Genomic DNA, 19,030 nt, shown 5'->3' on the forward strand with positions numbered 1-19,030 from the left:
CGCCCTGCCGGACCCGCCCTGCCGGACCCGCCCTGCCGGACCCGCCGGGGATGGTGTCCCACCCGGCGGGTCCGCTCGTGCCTCCGGGCCGTCAGGCGGGCTTGACGGGCAACGCCTGGTCGGCGATGCGCCGCAGCTCCTCCAGGTGCGTGGTCAGCTCGTCCCGGCCCAGCGGAGTCAGCTCCAGCCAGGTCGTCCGCGGCCCCTGCGCCGACTTCCGCACCGTGACGTACTGCGCCTCCTGAAGCACCTTGATGTGCTTGCTCAGCACCGAGTCGCTGACATCGAGCAGCTGACGGAGAGCCGAGAACTCGGCGGCCTCGACCCCGGCGAGCACGGCGCAGATCTGCAGCCGGTTGGGCGCATGGATCAGCTCGTTGAAGCGGCCCACCGTCACGCCGCCCCGGATTCTCGGCGCAGCACCCGATCGATCGCCGGGCTGAGCACCACGGTCATCAGACCGATCAGGACCCCGGCGACCACCAGCGACCAGCGGATGCCGAAGCCCCACTCCAGCACCATGGCGGAAACGCTGATCACCAGCAGCCCGGCAAGCCAGATCAGCGACAGCCGCCGGGTGCCCGGCGTCGCGGTGTAGCGGTCGAACAAGAGCCCGGTCTTGATCCGGACCGCCTGGAACAGGCCCACCGCCGCCGCCATGGCCAGCGGAAACCCGGTGGAGCCGATGATGCCGCGAAAACTCATGGACGCGAACGCGACGGTGAAGACGACCCCGAGGCCGGCATGCAGCCACCAGGGAACGACGGCACGCGAAGCCGTACGGGCCCGGGTCTCCGCCACAAGCCGCAGCGCGGCCCGGGCATCGGTGGCATCGACGGAGGACGAGGAGGGGGACGAGTTGCTTTCCATGATGGAAAGTATGCCCCAAACTTTCCATCATGGAAAGTAGGAACGTCACCGAACCCGGTCCACCGGGAAGGGGCGTACCGATGTGGACGATGCACAGACACACGCCGCGAGTTCCGTCCACCATTCCTGAGACGCAGACCAACGGGCCATCGAAGGCGCCAGAAGCGCGAACTCCGGCGCCGGCATCACGCGCGGCGCCGCACGCACCGGAACCCATGCACCCATCGACCAGTTCATTCCTCGTCCTGCGCCACGTCGAAGTGGAGGGGACTGGATGCGGCCCAGCAAATGATCCGCCTGGGCCGCATCAAGGTCATCACCTCTAACGTGGAGTAGACGTGATCAGCCCGACGCCGATCCGTTCTCGTGCGGTAGATAGACCTGGACCACGTACGGAACCGGATCGTTCGCCAGCACCGCAGCGAACCCGGCCGAGACGACGATCTCGAGCAACGCCTTACTCATGACCTCGTTCGCAGTCCTGTGCAAACCACGGGACCCGTCAGTGCTGTCACCGCGACCGAACGCCGCCTGCGCCGCCGTGCGCAACTGATCGGAGACCATCCATTGCACATGGACTCCCGCACCGGCATCAGGCATCACGTCGGAGTACACGCGCACGCCGGCGTCCCGCTCGTCCTCGAGCCCGTGCACCACGAAGCCGGCGCGGGTCAGGACGTCACGGACCTCGACCTCCAACGCCAAGATCACACCGGAGCGGTCCCCGCTCTCATCACCCATCAATGCCTCCTTCAAGGGTTCCGCCCCTGCATGCCGCCGGATACGGCACTCCAGATTGGATATGGCGGCGGCCACGGAGAGAAATGACGGGCCGGCGAGGGATCAGCAAGCCTCCGAAAACCACACTTCCGCCGCATAGATCACTCGAGATACACGCCGATTCTGACATCCGAATAAAATGTCTTTCAGAAGCGTTCCGTATCTGTGTCCTGCGCGAAATCGTCAACAGCATCTATCTGATCTCGAATCCGGGGGGGCAATCACTTCACAGTAGTCGACATCGTCGATCCCGCTCCGATCAGGCCAGCACTCGGTGACGACCCGAACACATTCGGAGAATCCGCCCACCCTTACGCGCTGATCATCATCGCATCGTCCCCGCTCGTCCATCGCAGCCCGCCTTGAGCCGGGCGAAGGTGGACGCCCGTCCATCCCCGAACACGCCAGGACGGGAAGCAGCACCGAAGGGCGTGGCGAATACAGAGCCAACTGGCACCTCGACACCCGGGCCGCCCCGTCCCGCCTGCTGCGTGGCGTCCGTCCGATCGCCCGGATCGACGTCGCGTCACCTCGGCATCAACCCTCGGGCACGGGTGCGTGTCGGTGCACCCGCGACCCGGGACCGCAATACTTCACTCCGGCGCCAGGACTCCGAGCTCCACTTCCTCGAAGACCCGCGACCACCAGGACTCCTCGTTCTCGAACATCTCCGGATCCGCCTCACCGGCACGGCGCAGAACCTCCCCGACCAACTCCTCATAGCCGTCGTCGTCCTCATGAACGCCGGACCCGACGAACCCGTCCCACAGCGTGAGGATCGTCTGCAACGCCGCTACCGACGTATTGATCCGAGCGGTCCTCTGCGGAACGTCGTCGTAACCGAACAGCATCCAGACCGCGCCGTCCTGCAACCTCACCCAGTAGGTGTTGACGCCGTCCTCGTACCGCCCCAGGCTGCGTCACCACAGCCGTCAAGATTCCCGATCTCCACCCCGGAGTGCTCGGGTCATCCGGTATCGCTTCTCTCGACCCGCGCGCCTGGATCAGGGCGCGTGGCTCATGGCTGTTGCGGTACGCCAACCGGATGACCGCGGTCATCGCTCGCGTCGGCTCGATGTCGTGTGGATCTCGCCCTATCGGTCAGCCGGATCCCGAGCGGACAGGTATACAGATGGTGATCACAGAACCCGCGAGCCGTTCCGCGGCGCACGACGCCTTCGATCAGCCCTGCACTGACACCGGCACCCGGCACCCGGCATTTCAGGGCGACGGCTGGATCGCGAATTCCTGAGGAGTCCTGCATGGCACGTACTGCCCGTCTCGTTTCCACTGTTGCCGCCCCCCTTGACCCGTCTTCGGCCGACGCCCCCAGGGTCTTGCACTGGCCCGGCCGACGACTGCTCGTCCAGCGTGGTGACACCGAACTGGTGACCCAAAACCTCGATCGACTCGTTGGGGAGCCGACTTCGGAGGTGCGCTTTCGAGCGCCTTGGCCACGTCGTTTCGGGGCTGTGACAGCCGCACCGGACCAGGACATCGCCGTGTTCGCCGGAGTTCACGGGGTGCGCGCCGTCGAGGCCACTGGTGCCGTCCGGTGGGAGGTCAGGCACGGCTGTTGGTCGGGAAGCGACACTCACCCCTCCGCGAACCCGGACGACGATCTGTTCGAGGAGGCCCACGAACATGCCGACAGCGGATCCGCGGCGGTGAGTGCGGACGGACTCCTCGTCTGGGCACACGTTATCGGCCCCCTGCAGAGCGATCCGGAGACGGAGGACGGACAGGAACTGTGGGTGGTCGTGGACGCGGGACGCGGGACCGTCCTCGGCCACGTGGAGACGTCGACCACGGCGTCGAACTCCGCGCACACCCACCACCCCGACACAGGACAGATGGGACTGAGCATCGGCGAGGGCGAGGAGGGCTCGCCGGCGCTCTGGGGCCAATGGGACGGAAGTGAACTGACGGTCGACGAGATCGGCATCGAACGGGTGATCCTGGACGCCGACCCGGCCGGAAGACATGTTCTGACGACATCGGTAGGTCAATGGTCGTTGATCCGTCACGACCTCCGGACGGACTCCGTGGCAGGAGAGTTGGACGCCGCCGACGCAGTGCCGAAGCACCCACTCAACTCGGACGACGGCAGAACATACTGGGATTTCGAAGCGGCATTCCTCGACGGCGCCGCCGTCATCGCCGGCACCTCCGAGTGCGACGCCCGCTACGGCCAAGGCCGCCACTGGCTGGTGAACACCACCGAGATGCGTCTGGAGGACGAGATCGACTATCCATTTTCGATCACCGGTCCCCCTCGCTCGGCGGGCGGCAACCTCTGGTACACCCTTTCCAGGGAGCGAGACCAGATCCATTTCTGGGAACTGACTCGCGACTGACTTCCGAACGACGAACCCGGCCCGCGTGGTGAACGGCGGGCCGGGTTCGTCTCTTCACTACAGGCTTCTCACTCCACGAGCCAGAAGGTTCGGAACTTGGTCTTGTCCGCTCGTCCTCTGAACGGCTTCCCGTCGAGTGTCATCTCCTGCTCGACCAGTGGAGCGCAGACCGATCGGCACACATTCCGTGAGGTTCCGCCGTAGACAACCTCATAACCATTTTTCTTCGCCCAGTTGAACACTGCTTCTTCTGCGTGCTCGTATGCCGGCTTCCCTGCGGCGGTGACCCGGCCGGGAACCAACTGCCCGAGGATGAAATCCTCCCCGGAGTTCAGGACGTTCTCGCCAACAGCGCTGATGTCCTTGCCCCCGGCGAGCGAAACCTTCTTCGAGATCTTCCCGGTCACTTTGTGGCGCACACCGATGACAGCGACGGTCGACCAACTGTGGCCCCTGCCCCACGTGTCGGCCATCTTCTGCGCACGTTTCTGGGCGTCGATTGCATCCTGACGGAAGCAGTTGTGGACCAGAATCGCGGTCGAATTCGCCACCACATAGTAGGTGTGAACATCGGCGACGGTGAGGTTGTGGACTCGAGCGTCAGCCGCGTGATGCCGGATCGCTGTGATCTGAACATGAGTACCGGCGCTGGTCCTCAGCCACTGTTGGGGCGACAGCTTCTCGGCAACGATCCATTCGGACAGCGCCGGCACCCAGAAGGGGTGGTTATGGGTGGCCGTAATCGTGGCGGGACGGTCGTCGCCGGTGTCGATGGTGACGTCGACCAGCTTCTTGGCGCCGCTACCGACGATGGTGTCGACGACAGGCTTGGCGGTCGTCTCACCCGTCCGCGGGTTGGTTGCGACAACCAGATCCCCGATCTTCAGTTGCTCGATCGGGCGAACGGCTCCGCCTGGGAGCAGGACCGGGGTGCCGGGAAGGAAGCTGTTGTCCTCGTTGCAGTCGGGATCGCTGTCCTTGGCTTCCTTCTTCAGGCGTCGTGCTAGTTCGAGAAGGACGTCGCGGCGCTTCTTGGCGTCCTTGACCTTCTTGATGAAGTTGATGATCTTCGGGAGCGCCTTGATGATCTTGTAGCCGGCGCGGACGGCTTTGATGCCGCCGAGCAGGCCCGCGAGACTCCAGAGGCACGCTTCGATGTTGCCGTCGCGGAAGCAGCCGACCAGGTCACCGGCGCCGGACAGCTCCCAGAGCAGGTCGGCGGCCTCGGCCTTGAGGAAGTCGAGGATGCTGAGCCCGGCGTCGGCGTGTGCCTGACGCAACTCGGCCTGTTCCTCGGGTGAGAGGTACTTCAGCAAGTCCGGGTCGAGAGGGTCGAGGGTGCCGCCGGCTGCCGCGTCGGCGATGGCCTGGGCCTGGGCCTGACGTTCTGCCTCCTCAGCGCGATCGGCGGCTGCCTGTGCGTCAACGGCGTGCTGCAGCGCATTGTTCGCGGCTTGCCCGGCACTTTCGGCATGGCGTTGAGCGTTGTCGGCTGCCGTGCGTGCCGCCGAGGCGTCGGCTTCCGCCCGCGAAGCGGCCTGTTGAGCGGCTGCGGCGTCGGCTTCGGCTGCGGTGGCGGCCTGGTCGGCGCGGTCGGCTTCGTCCTGGGCATTCTGGGCGCTGCGTCCGGCGGCGTTGGCGTCGCTGGCCGCGGCGTTGGCCGAGGCACGGGCCGCGGCGGCGTCAGCCCGGGCCTGCGCGTCGTGCCGGGCGGCGTTGGCGGCCGCGAGCCGGGCGGCAGCCCCCTCCGCGGCGGCTTCGGCAGCGGACTGCTTGGCCTCGGCCGCCGACTTCGCCGCGTTCGCCGCCGACCCCGCTGCCTTGGCCGCCTCCTCGTAGGCGAACTTGACGTGACGCTCCGCCCGCACGGCAGCCTCGGTGGCCAACCGGGCCGCCTCGATCGCCTCGGTCGCCCGGATACGCGCGGCCTCGGCCTGCTCCGCACCGATGACCTTCGCCTGCTCCGCGACACGCACGACGAAGTCCGCGTCGATGTCGGCGCCGGCAAACGGCCGCACCATCGCGATCGCCGTGTTCGCCGGAGCGGCGATACCCGCAGCCGAGGTCGCCGCGGCCTGCGAGGCGGCAACCGCGTCGTCGGCCTGCGCACTGGCCGCCACCGCCTCGCTCATCGCCGCCTGCGCCGCATCCCGCGTCCGCTCGGCGGCCCGCAACGACTTACCCGCCTCATCGTTGGCCTGCGACGCCAACCGCTGCGCGGCATTCGCCGCCTCCGCAGCCTTCACCTGCTGAGCTGTCGCCTGCGCAGCCTTCGCATCGGCCTTCACCCGCGCCGCATGCGTCGCACGGGCACCGGACTCGGCCTTGTCCGCGGCCGCATCAGCAGCCTTCGCCGCCGCCTGGGCCTTCTCGTAGGCCGCCCACGCCGCATCAGCAGCCTGCTGAGCCCTGGTTGCGGCGGCCCGGGAGTTGGCAGCAGCCCCGGTAGCGGTGTTCGCCGCCGCCCGAGCCGACCTGGCGGCGTTACCCGCGGTGACGGCCTCCCGCTCGGCGACAGCCGCCTGCTCCTCGGCCTCACGGCGCTCCGCGTCGGTGTCCGCCGACGCCGCCGCCGCGCGCATGGCCTGCGCCTTGGCCTTGGCGGTCTGCTCGTTACGCTCGGCGATGTTCGCCGCGTCGCGGGCCTGCCGAGCGGCGTCCTCCTGCTGCCAGGCGCTCTGGTCGGCCTCTGCGGCTGCTTCCTCAGCCGCCTCAGACCTACCACGTGACTGGGCGGCGATGCCGGCCTGCCGATCGGCCTCGCCGCGGGCGCTGTTGGCGATCGCGGCCTGCTTCTCGGCCTCGATGCGATGGCGTTCCGCGGCGGCGCGCTCCTCCTCGGCGGCCTTGCGCTGCCGGGCTGCCTCAGCGGCCTGGTCCTCGGCGATCTTGCGCTGCTGAGCGACCTTCGCCGCCTCCGCCGCCGCCTTGCGCTCGGCCGCCTCGGCCTGCTCCCGCGCCGTCTTCGCCCGCGCCGCAGCGGTCTTCGCCGCGGCAGCCTGCTTCTCCGCCGCAGCCGCCAACCGTGCGGCCGCACGGGCGTGCTGTTCAGCGTGGTGGTTCCAGGTGATCGCCTGCTGCTCCCGCGCCTCGGCCTGCGCCTGGGCACCCTGCGCGTTGTTCGTCGCGATCGTCGCATCGATCGCGTGCGCGGCGGTGCGGGTCGCCTGGACCGCGGCGGTGGCGGCCTCGTTCATGCCCTGCGTGATCCGCGCCCACTCGATCCCGTACTCCAGCCCGGTCTCGACCAGCACATCCGTCGCCGCCGTCGCCTTGGACGCCGCGACCCGGGTCTGCTCCGCGGCATTCTCCACCCGGGTCAACTCGGCCGCGGTCAGGTCCTTGGCCGTACCCAACTGGTTCGCCTTGACCGCCACCGTCGCGTTACCGGCGATGATCCGCGAAGCCTCCCGGGCGTTGTTCGACGCGGCACCCATCGCGTTGGCGGCCAGCATCAACGCCTTGACAGCATCGCCGTGCGCGATCATCAACTGCCGGCGGGCCTGGTTCGCCCGCTCCGACCGCTGCGCCAGGTCACTCAGGGCCTCGGCGGCCTTGGTGCGCTCCTCCAGGTCCTTGAGATGCTGCTCCCACGCGGCGGCGTCAGCGTTGGCCGCGGCCAGATAGCCGGTCTTGAGGAACGCGGCGATCGCCGTGTCACCCGCGGCCAGTGCCGCCTCCGCGGCCCGGCGGACCTGCGACTGCTCCGGCGCGCCGCCGGCGATCATCTGCACCCGCGCCCGCAACTGCACGGCCCGGTCCTGGTTCTGCCGGCCGGCCTGCTGGTCACGCTCCCGCGCGATCCGCGCACCATAGGCCAGGAACAACACCCGGTCGTACGGGCCTGCGGCCAGCACCCGCTCGACCTCGGCGTTGAAGTAGCCACCCGCGACACCGGTGCCGCGCATCGCCTTGACCTTGGCCAGGTTGTCCGCGGCCTCCTTGCGCTTGCGGTCGGCGACCTGCTCGTCCAGGACCGGCATGTCCTCCATGACGAACTTCATGATCACCGCGCTGTCGCCGGTGGCCAGAGCCGCCAGCGCCGCGTCCCGGATCTCCGGCTCCTCGGCCCATTCCGCCTGGTCGGCAACCCACTGCCGCCACCGCTCGTCCTCCTCCGAGACGCCCTCGCTGCCGTCCCACGGATCGGTCACCAGCGGCGGCACCGGGATGTCGGCGAGCCTCGCCGTCTGTGCCACCGCCTGACGCGGCCCGGCCACCGCCGGCGGCACGTGCACGCTCGTCACCACGAGCGTGGCCGCCAGCGACATCAGGACCGCCGAACGGACTCTTTTCACAAAGTTCATGTCACGACCCCGTCAGAGGGCACGCGGAAGCTGTTCATGGCACCTGGTTCCTTCTACGGAAAGGCTGGTGAGGACGGCGGGACACCGTGGAGGGTGCGAGCGGACGGGTCAGGGCTGCATGCGCAGCTCGCCGGCCAGCGCTTCCTGGTAACGGGCGGCCCAGAAGGCGGCCTGCTCGGCGGCGTTGTCGCGTTCGAGCTGCCACTGCTGCGCCGTGGCCTGCGCCGACTCGGCCATGGAGGACCAGTTGGGGTTGTCGACAGCCGCCGCGGCCGCGTCCACCGCGATCTGCCGCCAGTGCGCCGCCTGCTCGATCGCGACCCGCTCGGCCTCGTCCCACGTGCCGGCCATCGGGTCGGCCTGCTCACCGACGAGCTCCCACGCACGCGCCGCAAGGGCCAGCTTCTGCGCCTTCACCTCGTCGGCAGCCAGCAGTGCGGCCTGCTCCGCCTTGCGGGCGCTGGACTCCAGCTGGATCAGGGAGGCCCGGCCCACCATGTCGGCGTCCCCGCAGCGCACCTTCAACGTCTCCAGGTCCGACGCGGCGGCGGCGGCCCAGTCATAGGCGAAGAACTCGACCACATCCGCGTCGGTCGCATCACCACGCAACGCGTACCCCGCCGCGGCCTTCACGTTCGGGCCCGGATCCTTCTCGTGGAGGAACACCACGAACGCACGGTCCTCAGCCCGCAACGCCGCCGCCCGCTCGCCGGCCGCCTCCCGCGTCACACGATCCCGCTTCTTGGCGGCCTCGTAACCGGTCCGCGCGAACACATCCAACGCCGCCGCGCCCCGTGACAGCGCGAACGCCGCAGCGGCGTGCACCTCGGGCGCGTACTCAGGCGTGTGCGTGGCCAGGATCCGCTCGGCGAAATCGACGTTCGCGGCGTTCCTCTCCCGTGAATAGTCGACCGCGAACTTCATCTCCGACTTCAGGAAGCGTGTCACCGCCGCATTGACCAGATGCGGCTGGACGACGATCGCGTTGCCGGCCGCGACCCGCACCAGCAAACGCGTGTCGTACAGCGCCAGATGGGTCACGTAGGCAAGGTCCGCCGCCGCCCGATTGGTGGCCGTCGCGGCCATCATCGACGTCGGCGTGGCCGCCCATACCGGTGCCGGCCCGGCGGTCACCAGGCCCGGCGCCGCCATCAGGGCAGCCAGAAGAACGGCCCCACGGGCCGTTGCTCGAGAATTCATTAAATTATCCCCCGTGTTTCACTTCACCCCGTCGAGAGTGGCCTCCACCAGCACCGACACCGAAATCGGGGCGGGCGCTCGCATGCGTCCCCACACCCTGCAGGCATCGCCTGACAGGCCGAACAGCAGGGAATTCGCGATGACGGGGTCAGCGACGGCGAACCAGCTTTCATTCATGCCCGCCGAGACCTGGCTCGATCTAACACGACCCCGGACCGGCTCGCCACCCCGCTCGAATCAATCTGGGAAAGCCATTTCCTGAATTGTTACAACTATGAACCCGCGATTAAGGCCGCGCGTAATGCCATTGACGCACATTCACGATGTCCGTACCGTTCGCGCTTCCAGGTCGAATGCGCGGCCGCGTTCTCATACGCCCTCGCAGGCCACTTCCCGCCTCGGCCGATTCCGCCTTCACAAGGGCGGCACCAGCACGTTCGTTCAACAACCAACGGGGATTTCATGCACACCTCCACCCGGCGACCACTCGCCATCCGTGGGCTGCTCGTCGCGGTCACGGCCTCAGCACTGGTGACGCTGATCACCAGCCCGGCCGTCGCCGTGACCCCACCGGCCCCGGTGCCCTCACCGACACCTTCTGCCACCAACGCGCCGAAGACACCCAAGACGGCCACTCGCGAAGCCGCGCCGGCCACCACGTCGGCGGCCGACGTCCCTGAGGCTCGGGCCGCTGCGGACGATCCCGTCGAGGACGACGGACTGCCCACCACCCTCGCGGAGAAGCTCGCAGCCGCCCGGTCGATCGACATCGAGCCCGGCGCCGACTGGCTCAACAAGTCCGACCGCGACTTCGTCTTCAAGATCTGGCAGCACACCGCCGATCAACCCCTGATCCGCAACGCCGCCGAGCTGGCGCTGTCAGCCGACGACAAGACCATCGGGGTCGTCTGCCGCGTCTTCATCCGTCAGGGCATCTTCGACGCCAAGATCGCCGACGACGCCAAGAAGATCAGCGACGAGACGGCCGCCCGTGAGGCCCGCGAGCTACGGCGCAACGCCTACGCCGCCGCCAAGATCCCGCTGGACGCCGACGGGTACATGCTCGTGCTCTCCGAACGCGACACCGTCTTCGAAATCTTCACCAAGGCCACCGGCCCTCGGGTCGTGGCCGCCGCCGACGCCGCTCTCAGGGACACCGCCGAGGAGCGGCGCACCTTCCTGCTCACCGGCGTACAGGTCGCTGCCGACCAGGACGTGCAGGACGCCATCAAGGCCGCCGAGGAGGAGGGCGAGGCCGAGCAGCGGCGCATCGAACGCGAAGGCGACCTGCGCGCTGCCGCCGCCGTGCTCGGTGTGATCCCCGACGCGGGCAAGCTCGCCATGACCGACGACGACTTCATCTTCTGGATCTGGGACCTCACCGACGGCGACCCGCGTCGCGTCGAGATCGCGAACGCCGCCCGGACCGCGCTCCGCAGCAGCGAGAGCGCCGTTTGGATCGCGTTCATCAACAGCGGCATCTACACCGCCAACCGGGCAGACCGCGCCCGTCTCGAGGCGGAGGCCGAGGCCGCCGACCGCCGCAACGCCGACAGCATCCGGACCAAGGCGGCCGCGGACGGTTTCGACAACCTCGTCACCGCGGCCACCCAGGCCCTCGCCGTCGCCGGCCCCGACGTGGTCAACGACTTCGTGCGCGTCGGCCGCAACCGCGTCGCCCCCGACCACGACAACCGGCCGAGCCGCAAGTCCTGGCAGTGGCGCAACCAGAACTCCGAGAAGTGCCTCGCCGCGGCCGGTGACAACTTCAGCAACGAGACGCAACTGGTCCAGGCCAACTGCGCCGACAGCGACAGGCAGCGGTGGATCGCGATGCGCGTGTACAACACGCCCGACCGGTACCGCATCATCAACGCCGCCGACCGCACCAAGTGCGTCACGCTCGCCGAGCGGACCGCCGCCAACAACATCAAGTTCGTGATCCGCACCTGCAGCATCTCCGAGGTGGCGGACCAGTCCTTCAAGTACACCAAGAACGGCGAGAACTACGTCTGGACCAACGGGTTCGCCCAGCGGGCCATCACCGTCCAGAACGCCAGCCGTGACCACGGTGCCGGCCTCCTCACCTTCGATGTCAACGGCGGCACCAACCAGAACTGGCACCCCACCAACACCCAACTGCTGTTCGACCAGGAACTCGGCGAGGCGAAGTTCCTGAACTCGCTCATCGGGCACGCCGTGCGGTTGCAGGACGACGGCAACGTGGTGATCACCAAGGGTGGCCGGCCGATCTGGGACACCAAGACCACCACGGGCGTACGACTGATCAACCAGTCGGACGGCAACCTGGTCCTGCGCAAGTCCGACGGCGTCGCGATCTGGTCGTCCGGCACCTACGGCAAGGGGCCCAGCACCCTCAAGATGCAGAAGGACGGCAACCTGGTCCTGTATCGCAACGCCACCGGCGAGGCGATCTGGAGCTCCGCGGTCTACGACTACACGATGGTCAGCCGGTGGAACAGCAAGTGCATCACCGTTCCCGGCACGACGTTCGAGAACGGCCTGCAGCTGGAGATGCGCACCTGCAACAACAGCAGCGCGCAGCAGTGGATCTGGGACCGCACCAAGAGCTTCGTGAGCTTCAACGGCAAGTGCATGGACGTGAAGGGCTCGGGCAAGACCAACGGCACGATCATCCAGCTCTACACCTGCAACGACAGCGCGGCCCAGAAGTTCGAGTACTACACGGACAACTCCTGGCGCAACGTCAACTCGGGCCTGTGCATCGACATCCCGAGCAGCAACCGCAACGACGGAGCCAAGCTCACCACCTGGACCTGCAACGGCGGCGGCAACCAGAAGTGGTGAACCTCTGACCGGCTTCACCAGCGAGACAACCTGACAGCGGCGGGGCTGAACACCGGTTCAGCCCCGCCGCTGTCAGCTGCATCCCGGGGTGACACCGCAGCCAGGACAGCGCCTGGTTGTCCGGCTGCCGGGGGCTGCGGCGGGGAGGAAGTCGGCGCGGTCGAGGGTGGCGGTTCGGCGGCGGTACTCCTTCGCCTTGCCCGGCCAGTTCGTGACGATTCGGCCGGTGGCGGTGCGGTACCAGCTCTGGCAGGTCGTCCAGACGCTTCCGGCGAGGCGGGACTGGATCTCGCTGTCGTAGGCGGCCGCCACGTCCGGACGTACGGCCAGGGTGTCTCCCGCCGCGACCGCACGGACCGCCTGGGCGATCCAGCGGGCCTGGGCCTCGTGGAAGTAGATGACCGAGGTGTTGCCGGTGTTGGTGTTGGGGCCGTAGACCAGGAACATGTTCGGGAAGCCGGGGACCGCCAGCCCCAGGTAGGCGTGGGCGCCCTCGCGCCACTCGTCGGACAGCAGCCGGCCGTCGCAGCCGGTGACGCGGATCGGGACGAGGAACTCGGTGGCGGCGAAACCGGTGCCGTAGACGAGGACGTCGCACGGGTGGTCGGTGCCGTCGGCGGTGCGTACGCCGGACGGGGTGATCGTGATGATCTTCTCGGTAACCAGGTCGACGTCGGGGCGGCCGAGGGTGGGCAGCCAGGCGTTGGTGAACAGCAGCCGTTTGCAGCCGAGCGGCTCGCCGGGGGTGACTTTGGCGAGCAGTTCCGGGTCGCGGACCTGCCGGTGGCGCTGGATCCAGGCGTAACCGCGGATGCCCGCGTTGAGCGTCCGGTTGCCGTGCAGCGCGGCGCCCTGCACCAGGGTGAGCAGCCAGGTCGCGCCGCGGGACAGTCGCATCAGGGCGGGGATCCGGCGGGACAGGGCGCGGCGGATCCGGCCGTAGCGGCGGTCGGGTTTCGGGACCGTCCAGGGGGCGGTGCGCTGGAAGACGGTGACGTGGGCGGCCTTCCCGGCGATGGCGGGGACCAGCTGGATGGCGCTGGCGCCGGTGCCGATCACGGCGACCCGCCGGCCGTCGATCGGGATGCCGGGCGTCCAGTGTGCGGTGTGTACGGCGACGCCGGTGAACGTCTCGGCGCCGGGCAGTACCGGGATCGCCGGGCGGGACAGCTGGCCGACGGCGGGGATCAGCACGTCGGCGTCGACGGTGGCGCCGCCGGTCAGGGTGATCCGCCAGTGGGTGCCGGTCCAGTCGGCGGAGGCGACCTCGGCACCGAACCGGACGAGCGGGGTGACGCCCTTCTCGTCGGCGACCCGCTCCAGGTAGGCGAGGATCTCGTGGTGCGGCGGGTAGCGCCGGGACCAGTCCGGGTTGAGGGCGAACGAGAACGAGTAGAGCGGGGCGGGCACGTCGCAGGCGCAGCCGGGGTACGTGTTGTCGCGCCACACCCCGCCGATCCGGTCCGCCTTCTCCAGGATCACGATGTCGCCGGAGCCGGCCCTGAGCAGCTCGACCGCGGCCGCGACCCCGCCGAATCCGGCACCGATGATCGCGATCCTGGTCATGGCCGCCTTCCGATGGTCAGTCGCAGGGCCGCGGGCGCGGTCGGCGGGACGACCGGGTGCCGGGGTGCCACCGGGGCGACCGGTGTGTAACCGGAGACCGGCCGGGGGTCGGCGTCGCCGGCGTTGGGCCACAGCGCCACCGCCCGCTCGGCCAGGGCGGTGATGGTGAGCGACGGGTTGACGCCGAGGTTCGCGGCGACCGTCGAGCCGTCGATGACGTGCAGGCCGGGATGGCCGAAGAGCCGGTGGTACGGGTCGACGACGCCCGTCTCGGCGGTGGCGCCGATCGCACAGCCGCCGATGAAGTGCCCGGTGACCGGCCGGTTGACGATCTCGGTGAACGCGCCGGTCGCGACGCCGTCGATCTCGGCCGCGACCCGCCGCGCGACGTCGTGGGCGGCCGGCACCCACACCGGGTTGGGTTCGCCGATGCCGGGCCGGCTGGTGATCCGCCGGCCGAACAGGCCGCGCCGGGTGTGGACGGTGATCGAGTTGTCGAGCGGCTGCATGGCCAGCAGGACGATGGTCTCCTTCGACCAGTTCCGCGGGGACGTGTAGAGCCGCAGGTCGCGGCCGGCCCGGGCGAGGGTCTTGAGGGCGTGCCACCAGCGGGGTCGGCCCTCGTCGACCAGGACGGTGGCGAGCAGGGCCAGCAGGTTGCTGCCGGGTCCGTACCGGACGGGTTCGACGTGGGTGACCGGGTCCGGGTGGATGGACGAGGTGATCGCGACGCCGTGCGTGTAGTCGCGGTCCCGGCGGCGGGTGCGGGCGCCGAGGATCGATTCGGAGTTGGTACGGCTGAGCTCGCCCAGCCGCGGCGAGAGGTGCGGCAGGTATCCCCGGTCGCGCATCCGGTGCAGCAGTCGCTGGGTGCCGAGCGCGCCGCCGGCGAAGACGACCTGCCCGGCGGTGAACACCCGCCCCCGGGTGTGCACCGCGTAGCCGCCGTCGGGCCGGGGGCGCACGGTCGTGACCGTGGTCCGCTCGTGGACCACCGCCCCGGCCTTCTCGGCCAGGTAGAGATAGTTCTTCACCAGGGTGTTCTTGGCGTTGCCGCGACAGCCGGTCATGCACGAACCGCACAGCGTGCAGGTACGGCGGTCGGGGCCGGCGCCGCCGAAGAAGGGGTCGGGCACCTCCGCGCCGGGGGTGTCGCCGAAGAGGACGCCGACCGGTGTGTGGCGGAAGGTGTGGCCGGCGCCGAGATCCTCCGCGACTTTCCGCAGCACCGCGTCGGCGGCCGTGGCGACCGGGTTCACCGTCACCCCGAGCATGCGTCTGGCCTGGTCGTAGTAGGGGGCCAGCTCGGTCTGCCAGTCGGTGACGTGTGCCCACTGCGGGTCGGCGAAGAACGCGGCGGGTGGTTCGTAGAGGGTGCAGGCGTAGCCGAGCGACCCGCCGCCGACGCCCACCCCCGACATGATCATCACGTCGCGCAGCAGGGTGAGGCGCAGGATGCCGTAGCAGCCGAGTGCGGGCGCCCAGAGGTAGTCGCGCAGCCGCCAGGAGGTCCTGGCGAACTGTTCGTCGGTGAACCGGCGACCGGCCTCGAGGACGCCGACGCGGTAGCCCTTCTCGGTCAGGCGCAGCGCGGTCACGCTGCCACCGAACCCGGAGCCGATGACGAGGACGTCGTAGTCGTACGACATCGCCGTACCATCACACCCTTATTGGCAACATGTCAACAATGGGTCTCCAGGTCTTGCGCAAAGCGCGAAACGGTCTCATAAAAGACGGATGACCGAGCTGTCGTACGACCGTCGCGGATCCGGGCCGCCGCTGGTGCTGATCCACGGGCTGGGCAGCCACCGTCAGGTGTGGACGCCGATCCTGGCCGGCCTGGCCACCGGCCGCGACGTGATCGCCCTGGATCTGCCCGGGTTCGGCGGGTCACCGCTGTGGGCGCCCGCCCCGCACGCGGGCTCGGTGCCCCACCTCGCCGACCAGGTCGAGTCCTTCCTGGACCGGCTCGGGATCGCCAACCCCGAGGTGGCGGGCAGTTCGCTGGGCGGCGGCATCGCCCTGGAACTCGGCCGGCGGGGCCGCGCGTCCGCCGTCACGGCGTTCGCACCGGTCGGTTTCTGGTCGGGCGCCGGCCGCCGCTGGTCCCAGACGGTCGTCACCGCGGCCCGGGTCGCCGCGGGCCGGCTGGACGCCCGGCTCCCCCGGATCATGGCCTCCACGACGGGACGGTCCGCCTTCTGCGCGCTCTTCTACGCCCGGCCGCACCGCCTCGACCCCGGCGATGCGGTCGCGGCGGCCCGGGCGCTGGCCACCGCGCCGGGCTTCACCGCGGCCCGGGACGCCTTCGCCGATCTGACCCCCTGGCGGTACGAGCGGACGAGCCACCCGGTGACGATCGCCTGGGGCACCCGGGACGCCGTACTGCCGTTCCCACAGTCGCGCCGAGCCCGCACGCTGCTACCCGGCGCCCGCCACGTCACGCTGCCGGGCTGCGGTCATCTGCCGTTCGCCGACGACCCGCAGGCGTGCCTGGCGGTGCTCAACGGAGGAGCCAGATGATCAGCATGGCGACCAGCAGGCGTGCCTGGCGGTGCTCAGCGGACCAGCCAGATGATCAGCATGGCGACCAGGAAGACCCCGGCCGCCGCCAGGGTGACCGCCCGGATCAGGGTGCTCAGGCTGTCGTCGGAGAAGGTGGGCCGGTCCCCCGGCGCGGTCCAGTCGCCGACCGCGGTCAGCAGCCGGTCGCCCGCATGGCGCAGACGACGGCGGGCGTTATCCCGGTTGGACGACGGCAACAGAACCTCCATACTCGACCGGTCAACGAGCCACCGGCGGAATGGACGCTGGGACACTCGTTCGTGCGGTGATTCGGGCTGGGGGATGGCGATGGTGGACGTGCGCGAGGCGGCGAAGGCCCTGGCCGGGGCGCGGCGGGTGGTGGTGTTCACCGGCGCGGGCATCTCGGCGGAGAGCGGAGTGCCCACCTTCCGGGACGCGCTGACCGGTCTCTGGGCACGGTTCGACGCGCAGGCGCTGGCCACCCCGCAGGCGTTCGAGGACGACCCGGATCTGGTGTGGGGCTGGTATGAGTGGCGCCGCACCCTGATCGAGCGGGTCCACCCGAATCCCGGGCACGAGGCGGTCGCCGCGATCGAGGCCCGGGCCCCGCACACCGTCGTGGTCACCCAGAATGTGGACGACCTGCACGAGCGCGCCGGCTCACGGTCGCCGGTCCACCTGCACGGCAGCCTGTTCACACCACGCTGTGCGGCCTGTTCGCGGGCGGCCGATCCGGGCCCCGCCGACGAGCCGGAGGAGGGCCGCCGGCTGGCACCGCCGCGCTGCGGGTGCGGCGGTGCGATCCGCCCGGGGGTGGTGTGGTTCGGCGAGGCGCTGCCCGAGGAGGCCCTGGAGGAGGCGGTGCAGGCGGCGACCGAGTGCGACGTGCTGCTGACCGTCGGCACGTCGGGCGTGGTCTACCCGGCGGCCGAGATCCCCAAGGTGGCGTCGATGTTCGGCGGCACGGTGATCCAGGTGAACCCGCAGCCCACGCCGCTGGACGAGGTCGCCGGCATCAACCTGTACGGCACCGCGGCGACCGTGCTGCCGGAGCTGGTCAGCGCGGCCTGGCCGGACTAGCAGCGGGCCGGACCCGGAGCCGGGAGTGTCAGCGCGGCCCGGCCGGGCCGGGCAGGGGCCTCGTCCGCAGCGGGCCCTTGCGCACCTTGTTGGAGCCGGTGCGCGGCAGGTCGTCGACGACGTCGACGTAGACCGGGATCTTGTACCTGGCGAGCCGGCCGGCCAGGAACGCCGGGACGTCGCCGGGCGACAGCGACGAGCCGGGGGCCGGGACGACGAAGGCGCGGCCGACCTCGCCCCACTTCTCGTCGGGCACGCCGACGACCGCGGCCTCGGCGACCGCCGGATGCTCGAAGATGGCCGCCTCCACCTCGGCCGGGTACACGTTCTCGCCGCCGGAGATGTACATGTCCTTGGTGCGGTCGATGATCCGGTAGTGGCCGGCCTCGTCGACGATCGCCAGGTCGCCGGAGCGGAACCAGCCGTCGGTGAGGGCGGCCGCGGTGGCCGCCGGGTCGTTCCAGTACCCCGGAGTCACGTTCGGGCCGCGGACCAGCACCTCCCCGGGTTCGCCGGGATCGGCCGGGGTGAGATCGGGGCGGGCCACCCGTACGTCCGTGAAGAAGACCGGAAGTCCCGCCGACCCGATATGGGCCCGGCTCTCCCGGGCCTCCAGGAACGTCGCCCCCGGCGCCGTCTCGGTCATGCCGTAACCCTGGCAGAACGCCAGCCCGCGCTCCTGGTAGGCACGGATCAGGGCTTCCGGGACGGGTGCGCCGCCGGTCATCAGGCAGCGCACCGAGGTCAGGTCGGCGGTCGCCCAGCGCGGCGACTGCGACAGGCCGGCGAACATCTGCGAGACGCCGAACATCCAGGTGATCCGGTGCCCGGCGATGGCGTCGAAGCAGCCGTCGACGTCCCAGCCGGGCATGATCACCGAGGTGCCGCCCTTGAGGAACGTCGGCAGCAGGCACTGGTTGAGCGCGGCCACGTGGAAGAGCGGCGCGCTGACCAGGGTGATCTCGTCGCTGGCGACGTCCACGCAGACGAGCAGGTTGTAGCAGTTCCAGATGAGGTTGCCGTGGGTGAGCATCGCCCCTTTGGGGTGCCCGGTGGTGCCCGACGTGTAGAGGATGCAGGCGACGTCGTCGAGCCCGGTCTCCGCCTCGTCCGCGATCGGTTCCGCGGCGCGGAACGCATCGAGATCGGACAGGGCGATTCTGGTACGGACCGGGGCGTCGACCGGGATCGCGTGGACCAGGAGGGCCGTCCCGCTGTGCCGCAGCTGGTACTCGATCTCCGGCGGGGTGAGCCGGAAGTTCAGCGGCACGAAGATCGCGCCGAGCATCCAGGTGGCGAACATCGTCTCGACGAACGACGGGTGGTTGGGGCCGAGGTAGGCGACCCGGTCACCGGGCTGGATTCCGGCGGTACGCAGGGCCGTGGCCAGGCGCGCGGAGCGTTCGTGCAGTTCGGCGTAGGTGGTACGCCGCTCCCCGAAGATCAGGGCGGTGTGGCCGGGTGACATGGCCGCCCGGCGTCCCGGCCATGACCCCAGCCCTGCGTTGCGCATCG

At 69.7% G+C, this 19,030-nt stretch carries 16 protein-coding genes; 5 read left to right on the plus strand and 11 right to left on the minus strand.

From position 1 onward, the window contains the following. Positions 1-91: 91 nt before the first annotated feature. The 4 genes from BC793_RS03320 to BC793_RS03335 all read right to left on the minus strand — a co-directional run bounded on the left by BC793_RS03320 (position 92) and on the right by BC793_RS03335 (position 2,564). Positions 92-397, minus strand: coding sequence for a transcriptional regulator (locus BC793_RS03320; protein ID WP_203896060.1), 306 nt, complete (start codon positions 395-397; stop codon positions 92-94). Then, positions 394-870 (minus strand): hypothetical protein, encoded by a 477-nt coding sequence (locus BC793_RS03325; protein ID WP_146246175.1) that lies wholly within the window; start codon positions 868-870, stop codon positions 394-396. Before BC793_RS03325 ends, BC793_RS03320 begins: the two co-directional genes overlap by 4 nt. Positions 871-1,212: 342 nt before the next feature. Then, complete coding sequence (locus tag BC793_RS03330; RefSeq protein WP_146246176.1) at positions 1,213-1,626, minus strand: hypothetical protein; 414 nt, start codon at positions 1,624-1,626, stop codon at positions 1,213-1,215. A gap of 617 nt (positions 1,627-2,243) precedes the next feature. After that, the gene (locus BC793_RS03335; protein ID WP_109589007.1) at positions 2,244-2,564 is read right to left on the minus strand and encodes an SUKH-4 family immunity protein; all 321 of its coding nucleotides are present in this window, start codon (positions 2,562-2,564) and stop codon (positions 2,244-2,246) included. A 348-nt stretch (positions 2,565-2,912) separates the two neighbouring features. Between BC793_RS03335 and BC793_RS03340 the strand changes: the two genes are divergently transcribed. Further along, complete coding sequence (locus BC793_RS03340; RefSeq protein ID WP_109589008.1) at positions 2,913-4,007, plus strand: hypothetical protein; 1,095 nt, start codon at positions 2,913-2,915, stop codon at positions 4,005-4,007. A 68-nt stretch (positions 4,008-4,075) separates the two neighbouring features. On the opposite strand, the gene BC793_RS03345 is transcribed toward BC793_RS03340, so the two are convergent. Beyond that, the gene (locus BC793_RS03345; protein ID WP_211340628.1) at positions 4,076-8,011 is read right to left on the minus strand and encodes a polymorphic toxin-type HINT domain-containing protein; all 3,936 of its coding nucleotides are present in this window, start codon (positions 8,009-8,011) and stop codon (positions 4,076-4,078) included. Here BC793_RS03345 and BC793_RS50485 point away from each other — a divergent pair. Further along, on the plus strand, positions 7,998-8,213 hold the full coding sequence (locus BC793_RS50485; protein ID WP_211340629.1) for a hypothetical protein: 216 nt from the start codon (positions 7,998-8,000) through the stop codon (positions 8,211-8,213). The genes BC793_RS03345 and BC793_RS50485 overlap by 14 nt on opposite strands. Before the next feature lie 209 nt (positions 8,214-8,422). Here BC793_RS50485 and BC793_RS03350 read toward each other — a convergent pair whose 3' ends face one another. After that, entirely contained in the window at positions 8,423-9,514 is a 1,092-nt protein-coding gene (locus BC793_RS03350; protein WP_146246178.1) for a hypothetical protein, read from the minus strand. An 18-nt stretch (positions 9,515-9,532) separates the two neighbouring features. Continuing rightward, positions 9,533-9,691 carry a hypothetical protein gene (locus tag BC793_RS49455; RefSeq protein WP_158319191.1) on the minus strand — a complete coding sequence of 53 codons (159 nt, stop codon included), beginning with the start codon at positions 9,689-9,691 and terminating at the stop codon, positions 9,533-9,535. 285 nt (positions 9,692-9,976) lie between these two features. Here BC793_RS49455 and BC793_RS03355 point away from each other — a divergent pair, with 285 nt between their 5' ends. Continuing rightward, the gene (locus BC793_RS03355) at positions 9,977-12,343 is read left to right on the plus strand and encodes an RICIN domain-containing protein (RefSeq protein WP_109589011.1); all 2,367 of its coding nucleotides are present in this window, start codon (positions 9,977-9,979) and stop codon (positions 12,341-12,343) included. Positions 12,344-12,415: 72 nt separating this feature from the next. Here BC793_RS03355 and BC793_RS03360 read toward each other — a convergent pair whose 3' ends face one another. Continuing rightward, positions 12,416-13,909: a flavin-containing monooxygenase gene (locus BC793_RS03360; protein WP_109589012.1), complete on the minus strand. Its 1,494-nt coding sequence runs from the start codon at positions 13,907-13,909 to the stop codon at positions 12,416-12,418. Continuing rightward, positions 13,906-15,558: a GMC family oxidoreductase gene (locus BC793_RS03365; protein ID WP_109589013.1), complete on the minus strand. Its 1,653-nt coding sequence runs from the start codon at positions 15,556-15,558 to the stop codon at positions 13,906-13,908. Before BC793_RS03365 ends, BC793_RS03360 begins: the two co-directional genes overlap by 4 nt. Before the next feature lie 88 nt (positions 15,559-15,646). Between BC793_RS03365 and BC793_RS03370 the strand changes: the two genes are divergently transcribed. Further along, entirely contained in the window at positions 15,647-16,432 is a 786-nt protein-coding gene (locus BC793_RS03370; RefSeq protein WP_109589014.1) for an alpha/beta fold hydrolase, read from the plus strand. Positions 16,433-16,467: 35 nt separating this feature from the next. On the opposite strand, the gene BC793_RS03375 is transcribed toward BC793_RS03370, so the two are convergent. Next, the gene (locus tag BC793_RS03375) at positions 16,468-16,683 is read right to left on the minus strand and encodes a hypothetical protein (protein WP_109589015.1); all 216 of its coding nucleotides are present in this window, start codon (positions 16,681-16,683) and stop codon (positions 16,468-16,470) included. A gap of 73 nt (positions 16,684-16,756) precedes the next feature. Between BC793_RS03375 and BC793_RS03380 the strand changes: the two genes are divergently transcribed. After that, entirely contained in the window at positions 16,757-17,515 is a 759-nt protein-coding gene (locus BC793_RS03380; protein WP_373871193.1) for an SIR2 family NAD-dependent protein deacylase, read from the plus strand. 28 nt (positions 17,516-17,543) lie between these two features. Here BC793_RS03380 and BC793_RS03385 read toward each other — a convergent pair whose 3' ends face one another. Continuing rightward, the gene (locus BC793_RS03385; RefSeq protein ID WP_109589016.1) at positions 17,544-19,028 is read right to left on the minus strand and encodes an acyl-CoA synthetase; all 1,485 of its coding nucleotides are present in this window, start codon (positions 19,026-19,028) and stop codon (positions 17,544-17,546) included. Positions 19,029-19,030 lie beyond the last annotated feature (2 nt).

Source organism: Actinoplanes xinjiangensis (assembly GCF_003148685.1).
GTDB classification, from domain to species: Bacteria; Actinomycetota; Actinomycetes; order Mycobacteriales; family Micromonosporaceae; genus Actinoplanes; species Actinoplanes xinjiangensis.

Excerpts from the sequence above, each read along its gene's own strand:
- BC793_RS03385 (WP_109589016.1), bottom strand. The coding sequence starts at position 19,028 with ATGCGCAACGCAGGGCTGGGGTCATGGCCGGGACGCCGGGCGGCCATG.
- BC793_RS03350 (WP_146246178.1), bottom strand. The coding sequence starts at position 9,514 with ATGAATTCTCGAGCAACGGCCCGTGGGGCCGTTCTTCTGGCTGCCCTG.
- BC793_RS03360 (WP_109589012.1), bottom strand. The coding sequence starts at position 13,909 with ATGACCAGGATCGCGATCATCGGTGCCGGATTCGGCGGGGTCGCGGCC.
- BC793_RS03375 (WP_109589015.1), bottom strand. The coding sequence starts at position 16,683 with ATGGAGGTTCTGTTGCCGTCGTCCAACCGGGATAACGCCCGCCGTCGT.
- BC793_RS03370 (WP_109589014.1), top strand. The coding sequence starts at position 15,647 with ATGACCGAGCTGTCGTACGACCGTCGCGGATCCGGGCCGCCGCTGGTG.
- BC793_RS03325 (WP_146246175.1), bottom strand. The coding sequence starts at position 870 with ATGGAAAGCAACTCGTCCCCCTCCTCGTCCTCCGTCGATGCCACCGAT.
- BC793_RS50485 (WP_211340629.1), top strand. The coding sequence starts at position 7,998 with ATGACGAACTTCATGATCACCGCGCTGTCGCCGGTGGCCAGAGCCGCC.
- BC793_RS03380 (WP_373871193.1), top strand. The coding sequence starts at position 16,757 with ATGGCGATGGTGGACGTGCGCGAGGCGGCGAAGGCCCTGGCCGGGGCG.
- BC793_RS49455 (WP_158319191.1), bottom strand. The coding sequence starts at position 9,691 with ATGAATGAAAGCTGGTTCGCCGTCGCTGACCCCGTCATCGCGAATTCC.
- BC793_RS03340 (WP_109589008.1), top strand. The coding sequence starts at position 2,913 with ATGGCACGTACTGCCCGTCTCGTTTCCACTGTTGCCGCCCCCCTTGAC.
- BC793_RS03365 (WP_109589013.1), bottom strand. The coding sequence starts at position 15,558 with ATGTCGTACGACTACGACGTCCTCGTCATCGGCTCCGGGTTCGGTGGC.
- BC793_RS03355 (WP_109589011.1), top strand. The coding sequence starts at position 9,977 with ATGCACACCTCCACCCGGCGACCACTCGCCATCCGTGGGCTGCTCGTC.
- BC793_RS03345 (WP_211340628.1), bottom strand. The coding sequence starts at position 8,011 with ATGAAGTTCGTCATGGAGGACATGCCGGTCCTGGACGAGCAGGTCGCC.